This window comes from Mycoplasma anseris ATCC 49234 (assembly GCF_000702805.1).
Lineage (GTDB): Bacteria > Bacillota_I > Bacilli_A > Mycoplasmatales > Metamycoplasmataceae > Metamycoplasma > Metamycoplasma anseris.
On the sequence record NZ_JNJX01000015.1, the window covers coordinates 1 to 7,639 of the forward strand.

The following is a 7,639-nucleotide window of genomic DNA, read 5'->3' on the forward strand; positions in this document are numbered from 1 at the left end:
CCCGCCATATTGAACTGGAACTTGATCATTGAATTTAATACTTTCTTTTACAATCTTGCCATGATTAGTTGGATCAATATTAAAAATTTTTCTTTTAAATTGTTTATAAATTGGTTCTTTTGCATATCTTTGATTATTTGGCACAGTGCCAATTAAATCAACTTTTAAAGAACTTTGGCTTCTTAAACCGTATCCAACAAAGTGAATTAAATCAGGTCTAGCTTGGTAATATTTATCATTTGTCAAATGAGCATTAGCTAATTCCTTTGATAACTCATTAATTTTATTAATGGTTCACTTAGTTTTGTTTGTTGAATTATTTATTGAATTATTATAATTTAAAATCTGATTGTTATAAATATATGTAGTAGTAAAATAATCAATGTTAGCATAAGGCAGATTTCAATCTTTATTTAAGGTTTTATTTTGATTAAATCTAGTTTTAGTTGCTTCTAATTGTTCAATGCCCTTTTGGATACCATAAGCAATAAAAGCTGCTCTTTGTTTTTCTTTTTTAATTGCTTCAGCAGTTGTAGCAAGTTGTGGATTATAATATTCTTTTAATTCATCTAAATCAATGTTTCATTCAACTACAGCAAAATCAGCAAAATAAAGATCTTGATTCGGAATAGAAGCTTTCTCATTCATAAAATTGCTTGCCAACCAAAATGTTTTTGGTCAAAATTTCTCAGGCAAAAAGATATTAACATTTGGTTGATCAATGTTATTTGGGTCAATTATTGCTCTATTAACACTAAGAAGCATTTGATTAGCAGTTTTGTTTTTGATTGGTTGTTTATATTCTTTATAATCATTTGGAGTCAATAAATTAACTGCCACATGGTAATTTGTTCCTAAGAAAATTTTGTATTTATTATTTTCTATATGTTTATAATCTAATATTCAAAATGTCCCACCAGTATAGAAATTAAGATTTTCATCAGCTGGTTTATTTTCATCAACTTTTTTGAAGTTTCAAAGGAAAGAAAAGGTTCGTGAAAGAATACTTGTATAGTAATCTAAATTAGTATTTAGCTCATTTGCCTTGTTTCTTGGTTGATTATTAAATTTGGTTATGTTTGGGTTATTAGCATAATAATCTTCTACCTCTGATAAAGATAATTCATTATTGTTGGTTGGATTAGCTGTTTCTTCATTAGCAATTTTTTCTTTCAAGAGATTCAATTGATTTTCTAGATTAACAACTAAATTATCTTTTAAAAAGGCTTTTATTTCATAGTTATTTTCATAACTTTTATTGCTAATACCAAAATCTACAAAATTATTTTTCAAAGTATTTATTTGTTCTTTTAAGCCTAATATTTCATTATGGTAAGTTTGACTATTTAAATTATTAATTTCAGTTTTAATTTCATCAAGCTTATTTATTTTTTGGTTAAAATCCCTTTTTAATTCTTCAAATGTTTGTTTTGCCAATTTGGTTTGTTCTTGTTCTTGTAATAATTCATTGTATAAAACTTTTATTTGATTAAATTCAATATTTATTTCCCTAAATATTGGATCCAATGAATCTAATTCAGTTTCATTATTGACCATTTCTTCAATTACATTTATGGTATTTATTATATTGCTTTTAATTTTATTAATTTTTGTTGTTCATTTTTGGTTTGAAGTTGAAGAAATTTCAGAAGCCAAAATGGTATTTTCATATTGTAAAATGGTTTCTTTTTGTTGAATGAAATTGTTTTTTGCTATTTGTAATTGATTATAACGATTATTCTTTTTATTCAATATGTTGTATTCATTTTCTAATTGAACTAAATATTCATTAAATGACTTTAATCCAGAAACAATTTCGTCATTAATTTGATAAAGAATAATTCCTCCAGAAAATTGATCCAAACGACTTAAATAGCGATTGATTTTATTTGTAAGCTCATTTTTTTCATTGATATAAAACTCAGTTCTTAATTTTGAAACTAATGACTTTAAAATATTACCATTAGTTTTTTGAGATTCATATTGTTCTGACGAATCATCAAATAAAACCTTCTTTGCTTGCTTTTCATTTTCAAATTCAGTTTTTAATGAGCTTATTTGATTGAAACTTTCTTTTAATTTGTTCAAATTTTCAATATTTATTTCAGATGCTTCATTAACATTAACAATTAGTTTATTTCATTGGCGATATTGACTAAAGAAATCAAAATATTCATCATCTTTAATGGTATTATGAATACTTAAGATTGAATTTTTTATCTTCTCAATTTCTTGTTTTAAAAGTTCTCCATTATTAAATAATAAGATTTTTTCTTTTAAGTTTGCAACATTATTTGCAATGTTTTTAATTTCATTTTTTTCTGATTTTATCTTGTTTAATATAGTAATTGATTGAAATTTTGAATAATTATTTGAAAATAAGGTATTATTCTCATTCAAGGTTTGTTCAACTTTATTTATTAAAAGTGATAATTCTCTTTGTTCATTTAAAAAATTATTACTTTCAATTTTTTGAAATGAATTTTTTGTATTCTGAAATGATTCTAGATTAGAAAGATGGATATTTTTAATTGGAATATTAATTAATTTTTTTTCAAATGCAACTAATTCATTGTTTGCATGATACAAATCTTCTAAAGATATTTCAGTTTGATCAAGACTACCAAAAAGTTGTTTGTTATTTTTGAAATTATTGATTAATTGATTAATTTTGTTAATTGTTTCATCATCAAATAATTCCAATTTTAAAGCACTTAAAAAATTTAAGTTTTCATTAGTGTTATTTTGAATAAACTGCTTTGTTTTTTGAATTGCATTTGCAATATGAATATTAATTTGTGAAATATTATTTTGTATATTGTTTGAATTATCCTTATTTTTATCAATAAATGCTTTTTCTTGTTTAAAGTCTGTTTTGTCTTTAAATAGGCTAATCAAATGATCCAATTTTTTAATTTTTATGTCAAACTCTTTTTGTTGCGCTTTATTTTGATTTTCCTTTTTGCAACCAATTGTTATTAATCCAACAAATGGAACTGATACGACACTCAAATTTAATAATAATCGTTTTTTCATTTTCATCCTCTAATTATTAATTTTATCTTATTAGATAAGTAATTAATGTTAATATAGAAAAAATCCATTAAAATGACTTTCATTTATAATGGATTCCTTAATTAAAATTAATTTGTAATAGTTGCTTTAACCATTAATTATTTCTTCTAATTCCTTTTTCTTTTCTTCTTTTCTTGAATACTTTTTGTCTAAATAGTTTTCTTTTTGTCATTCTAAGATATTTTGGGTTTCTATTAAACAATTTGTTTGTTCTAATGAAGATTGATAAACTTCTTCTAAAGCAATTTCATAAATAGTTTTGAAATATTTATCATTAGTAATAATATGAAGATTTTTTTCTTGATAAATTAGTTTAATAAGTTTTGGATATTCAACATGTTCTTTATCAAATGTAATTGTGATTTCTTGTTCTTTTATTTCAATATTCTTAAATCTTGCTTCTTTTAATTTAAATATTAATTCTTTTGAAGGGCTGAGGATTGTTATTTTAGGATCTTCAAAGTTTTTGTAAGTTTTTAATAATCTATATTGTCTTGATGAGAAATATGCAATTGGATCAAATATTAAATATGACACCATTATTCAAAAGAAAGAAAATAATACTGTATGAATATTTATATACCTAAAAAAAGTTTCCCTATTTTTAGGTAAATATGAAATAGCATCTAAAAGTACATAGTCTTTCAAATTTTGTTTTGAAGCTTTGGAATTTAAAAGGTCTTGATTGTTAATTCTTAAGGAATTTTTAGATCTATTTACTTGAAGAATAATGCCATTAATTATTGTTATCAAAAGAAAATAAATACACATACCAATAATAAAACAAAATACTATTTTTCCATAAGTTAAATTTAAATAATTTTTAATTTCGCCATAATGAGCAATTAAACTAATAACACTAATTATTAAGGAAATTAATGAACTTACAAATAAATAATAGATATAAATTATGTCAATTCCCTTTTTATTTTTAACTTCACTAGGTTTATTCATTTCAATATTTTTATTTCAAGTTTCAGACATTTGTTTAGAATAAAAGATATTCATTTTTGTTTCATTTTTTCTAGCTAAACGCCTTTCAAAAATATAATGATTTCATTTGGTGGTTGATTTTTGCTCCAAACCGTTTGCTCATTGATAATTTCTAGCCTGTCTAAATGATAAAACTAAAACTGCAATTAACATAGCCAAATCAAATATAAAAAATACAATTGAAGTAATAAATATTCTTGAATATGATTTTTCTGAATCATAAAATTCGAAAACATAATAAAGATTAATTAACACTGGAACAAAAAATTTTAAAACGAAAATCCAAATTCGATTGATTATATATCTATCTTTAAATAATTTTTTTGTCATTACCAACCCCTACTAATGCATTCATCATCACTTTTATTATTAATTTTAGTAATTTTCTTTTTTATATCATATTTTATAATGACTTTATTGTTTCCATTGATATCAAATTCAGATTTTATATTTGAGTATAACTCTTTTTTAAAGAAAGTGTTTAGAAAAATAATTGGCGCTGCTCCATCATTTTTAAATTTTTCAAAAACATTTCTTCTTCAATGCTCTAATTGAAAATCATTTTGGGAAATTCTTCTTCCTAAATCATTTAAATTCTTTAAAAGAGCACCCTTCCATATACTTATATTTGAATTATTAACTATTTCGAATAGTTCTTTTTGTAATTCATTTAAATTTGAATTTTCCTGCAATGAAGCTTCTTTAAAAATAAATGGTGTCAAAATTGAAAATTTAATATTTTTTAAATTATCTGTAATTGTAAATCCATTATTAATTAATTCTAATTTTGGCAATTTGTCTAAAAAACTAAAATTTACATTTCCAGTATATTGTTTTTCACCATTCATGTGTGAATTATTAATTCAATTAAAAAACTTTTTAGCATTATTGAAATAGTTATTTGCTACTTTGTTTCATTCATGTTCGATAATTTTGTCAAAGAATTTTATTTTAGTTTCATAATGTACACCACTATAACCTAATAGTTCTATTAATTTTTTTATGTCAAATCCTTTTGAAAGATTTAAATCAATAAGAATAGATTCTAAATTTTTAAAATATTTTCTAATATTTTGGTTTCTTTCATTAAAATTGCCACCTCTTCAATTGCTAGTTTTTTCAAAATCTATATAAAAATCAATATTATTAGTATGATAAGCATTAGTTCAATCTTCGCCTAATAATGCATTAAGGCTAATTAGGAGTTCTCTTGCAATAGCAAAACCAAAATAATATCCATTAGCTACGCTAGCAACTTTACTGATAACTTTTGAGATATTTTTTACTAAATTACTAGTTCCTCCAAAAATTTTTAATTCGTTTTCAAAATCCTCTCTAATTTTTTTTCTTAATTCTCAAAATCCTAATTTACTATTAAATTCTATTGTTCTTGGTTTAAGAATTTCATATGATTTGTCTTTTTCAATTTTGAAATGAGTTGGTGCAAAAGGACTCTTTTCTATTAAAAAATCTAATACATCGTTATCATATTTCAAATCAGCTGAAGAATAAAACATTTTAAACCAAAAAGGAATGTTTAATTCAAACATCGGATCATTCTCAAGAATATTCATTACATAAGTAAATAATTTTAATCCATTTACATAATATATTTTTAGTCCATCAAGATCTGGTTTTTTAATATAATTCAATTCACTTCTAACGAATTTTTCCAATAAATCTCAATATTTGAAATCAAATGTTAAAAAATTGTATGTATGGGATTCATTGAATGAATATATTATTGTCAAAATATCATATAGTGGTTTCATTGGATATACTTCAGAAGTATATGTTTCAATAGCTTTCTTATTAAAATGAACGTAATTATCATAACGTGAAATTCCTCAATGAAATTTTCAGTTATTAAAATCAACATAAATTCTATGATCTCCGTAACCATATTCTTTAGTTCAAAAATCAGGTTCAATATAACTTCCGCCCCCGAAAGGTGAATTAGGGTTATCTGGAATATAATCAGGACCTGGCATTGGTTTGATTCTTCTATCTTCAATATCTTCTTTTTTACTAATTAAATCAGTTTTCGCACTAATTAAACTAGAAGATATAATAGGTGCTGACACTACGCTTAAAATTAAAAAAACTCTTTTCTTTTTCAAAAATTCTCCATTCTTTTTATTATATTTTTAATTTTACTATTTTTTAAATTTAAAATCTTTTTAAACAATCCATTTTTGAAAATTAACAATAAAATTTCTAAAATATGATTTTTAATTTGTATAAATAAAAAAAGTCCAAATATCTTTTGATATTTGAACTTGTATTTATTCTTTCTTTGATTTAGTTAATTCATACATTGCAATTGCTGAAGCACAAGAAACATTTAATGATTGGACTTCACCAAATTGTTCAATATAAATGACTTCGTCAGCATGTTTAATCAAGGTATTTGAAACCCCAGTTTCTTCATTGCCCATAATTAAACAAGTAGGTTTAGCAAAATTTATCTCATGAAGTTTTTTTGCTTGATCATTTAAAGCAGTTGCATAAACTCAATAACCAGCTTCTTTTAAATTCTTTATTGCCTCAAATAAACTAGCCATTTTAATTATTTTAATATTATTAAATCCACCAGAAGAAGTTTTTAATACAGTAGGAGTAACTTCACAAGCACGATTTTTAGGAATAATAATGTGTTTAATATTAAAGACATTAGCACTTCTTAAAATTGCTCCAAAGTTTTGAGGATCTTGAATATGATCAAGAATTAAAACATTTTCAGGTTTATCTTTTAAAATAGAACCAAAATCATGGTATTGAAATTCATTGATTTCGGCAATATAACCTTGATGATTGCCCTTAACTAAATTATTCATTTCATAATAAGAAAGTCTTTTTATATTATGAAAGTTAATGTTTTTGTCTTGAATATTGTTTTGCAAATATAATGTTTTAATGGGAAAATTATTTTTTATTGCATCTAAAACCGAGTTTTTGCCATAGATAAATTGTTTCATTAAATAATTCCTTTATTTTTTAATTCATTTCTTATAATATCTGCTTTTTCAAATTCCTTGTTATTGACTAAGGTTTTTCATTCTTGATATTTTAAAAGGTCTTCTTGATTAATTTTATGATTTACAAATATAAATCCAAGAACTTTTAGTATTTCAAAAAAAGTAGCTTGTAATTCAATATTTTTTGATAATTTTATAATTTCTCTTATTGCATTGGCAAAATCTAAATTTGCAATTAATTTTAAAATTGATTTCAATAAATCTTGTTTTACTAGTTTATATTCATTTTCTAATTGGAATTTATTTCATAATAGTTTAAATTTATCAATTTGGCTTTGATTTAATTCGAATAATTCATCAGTTAAATTAATTGGTTTTGCATAATTGGTTGTTAAAATTAATCACTTATAAGAATCAGCTTCATATTTTTCTAAAAAAGTATGAGGGAAAATAATATTTCCTAATGATTTAGACATTTTTTGATTTTTATAATTCAAGGTTCCAAAATGAATTCAGCCTTTAGAAATAGGCTTTTTAAAAATAGCATAATGTTGAATGTTTTCGTTCTCATGATGAGGAAACACCAAATCAAT

The 7,639-nt window shown here is 23.0% G+C and carries 5 protein-coding genes; all 5 read right to left on the reverse strand.

Features of this window, described 5'->3' with window-relative positions:
* On the reverse strand, positions 1 to 3,036 hold a 3,036-nt coding region (locus T401_RS0103135; RefSeq protein ID WP_033179037.1), incomplete at its 3' end, for a DUF31 family putative serine protease.
* Positions 3,037 to 3,162: 126 nt separating this feature from the next.
* Entirely contained in the window at positions 3,163 to 4,398 is a 1,236-nt protein-coding gene (locus T401_RS07255) for an alkaline phosphatase family protein (RefSeq protein ID WP_033179038.1), read from the reverse strand.
* The gene (locus T401_RS07260; protein ID WP_052169679.1) at positions 4,398 to 6,188 is read right to left on the reverse strand and encodes a hypothetical protein; all 1,791 of its coding nucleotides are present in this window, start codon (positions 6,186 to 6,188) and stop codon (positions 4,398 to 4,400) included. The genes T401_RS07255 and T401_RS07260 overlap by 1 nt, the downstream gene beginning before the upstream one ends.
* 165 nt (positions 6,189 to 6,353) lie before the next feature.
* Positions 6,354 to 7,046, reverse strand: coding sequence for a 23S rRNA (guanosine(2251)-2'-O)-methyltransferase RlmB (rlmB, locus tag T401_RS0103150; RefSeq protein WP_033179039.1), 693 nt, complete (start codon positions 7,044 to 7,046; stop codon positions 6,354 to 6,356).
* The coding region (locus T401_RS0103155) for a class I tRNA ligase family protein (protein ID WP_033179040.1) at positions 7,046 to 7,639 on the reverse strand (594 nt) is incomplete at its 5' end. The genes rlmB and T401_RS0103155, both read right to left, overlap by 1 nt.